The following is a 1,302-nucleotide window of genomic DNA, read 5'->3' as shown; positions in this document are numbered from 1 at the left end:
AGGCACGCCGCCAGCGTTCGTCCTGAGCCAAGATCAAACTCTCCATAAAGTTTATGAGCTTGATTGCTCGTTCAAAAAACTAGCTTAATTTCTTACTTCACATACTGGTTGTTTCGTTCAGTTTTCAAGGATCAATACTTATGGTGGAGCCTAGCGGGATCGAACCGCTGACCTCCTGCGTGCAAGGCAGGCGCTCTCCCAGCTGAGCTAAGGCCCCGTAAAAAAAAATGGTCGGGAAGACAGGATTTGAACCTGCGACCCCTTGGTCCCAAACCAAGTGCTCTACCAAGCTGAGCTACTTCCCGTTTATGGCGCGCCCGAGAGGACTTGAACCCCTAACCTCTTGATCCGTAGTCAAGCACTCTATCCAATTGAGCTACGGGCGCATAATGGTGCCGAGGGCCGGACTCGAACCGGCACGGTGGAAACCCACCGCAGGATTTTAAGTCCTGTGCGTCTGCCAATTCCGCCACCCCGGCATGGCATGATGAAACTGGAGCGGAAGACGGGATTCGAACCCGCGACCCCCACCTTGGCAAGGTGGTGTTCTACCACTGAACTACTTCCGCTTATAAGTGCGGGTGGAGGGACTTGAACCCCCACGTCATAAGACACTAGATCCTAAGTCTAGCGCGTCTGCCAATTCCGCCACACCCGCTAAATTAGTTATTTTGCTACTGCAAAAAACTTTGGTGAGCCATGAAGGACTTGAACCTTCGACCCTCTGATTAAAAGTCAGATGCTCTACCGACTGAGCTAATGGCTCATAATTTAGCTATTATTCATTTAAATTATCAATGGTGCCGGCCAGAGGACTTGAACCCCCAACCTACTGATTACAAGTCAGTTGCTCTACCAATTGAGCTAGGCCGGCATTATGGTGGAGGATGCAGGGCTCGAACCTGCGACCCCCTGCTTGTAAGGCAGGTGCTCTCCCAGCTGAGCTAATCCTCCAACTATAATTTCGCCTGGCGGCGTCCTACTCTCGCAGGGGCAAAGCCCCAACTACCATGGGCGCTGGAGAGCTTAACTACTGTGTTCGGCATGGGAACAGGTGTGACCTCTCCGCTATTGCCACCAGACCTATTATATAAAATTTAGGGACAAGGTATATTATATTCACATTGCAACAAAAATGCAAGTACTTTTTAACAGTATTTTAATGAATATACCTTCAAAACTAGATAAGCAATGGGGACATCAAGTTATTCAACGAACGACTTTTTTCTTTGATTCATAAAACTCATATCATTTTAGTTAAGTCCTCGATCGATTAGTATTCGTCAGCTACACGTGTCACCA

General features: G+C 48.4%; 9 tRNA genes and 1 rRNA gene. All 10 read right to left on the bottom strand.

Features of this window, described 5'->3' with window-relative positions:
- Positions 1-141: 141 nt before the first annotated feature.
- Positions 142-217, bottom strand: a tRNA-Ala gene (locus GH741_RS21395).
- Between the two features lie 11 nt (positions 218-228).
- Positions 229-305, bottom strand: a tRNA-Pro gene (locus GH741_RS21390).
- 4 nt (positions 306-309) lie between these two features.
- Positions 310-386, bottom strand: a tRNA-Arg gene (locus tag GH741_RS21385).
- A gap of 4 nt (positions 387-390) precedes the next feature.
- Positions 391-479 (bottom strand) — tRNA-Leu (locus tag GH741_RS21380).
- 15 nt (positions 480-494) lie between these two features.
- A tRNA-Gly gene (locus GH741_RS21375) sits at positions 495-569 on the bottom strand.
- Positions 570-576: 7 nt separating this feature from the next.
- Positions 577-658, bottom strand: a tRNA-Leu gene (locus GH741_RS21370).
- Positions 659-690: 32 nt separating this feature from the next.
- Positions 691-766 (bottom strand) — tRNA-Lys (locus tag GH741_RS21365).
- Between the two features lie 32 nt (positions 767-798).
- Positions 799-874 (bottom strand) — tRNA-Thr (locus tag GH741_RS21360).
- Between the two features lie 4 nt (positions 875-878).
- Positions 879-954, bottom strand: a tRNA-Val gene (locus GH741_RS21355).
- Positions 955-966: 12 nt separating this feature from the next.
- Positions 967-1,082: ribosomal RNA gene (gene rrf, locus GH741_RS21350) — 5S ribosomal RNA — on the bottom strand.
- Positions 1,083-1,302: the final 220 nt, after the last annotated feature.

The organism is Aquibacillus halophilus (genome assembly GCF_009649745.1).
In the GTDB taxonomy this organism is placed as follows: domain Bacteria; phylum Bacillota; class Bacilli; order Bacillales; family Amphibacillaceae; genus Aquibacillus; species Aquibacillus halophilus.
This window is presented reverse-complemented; position numbering and strand designations above follow the sequence as displayed.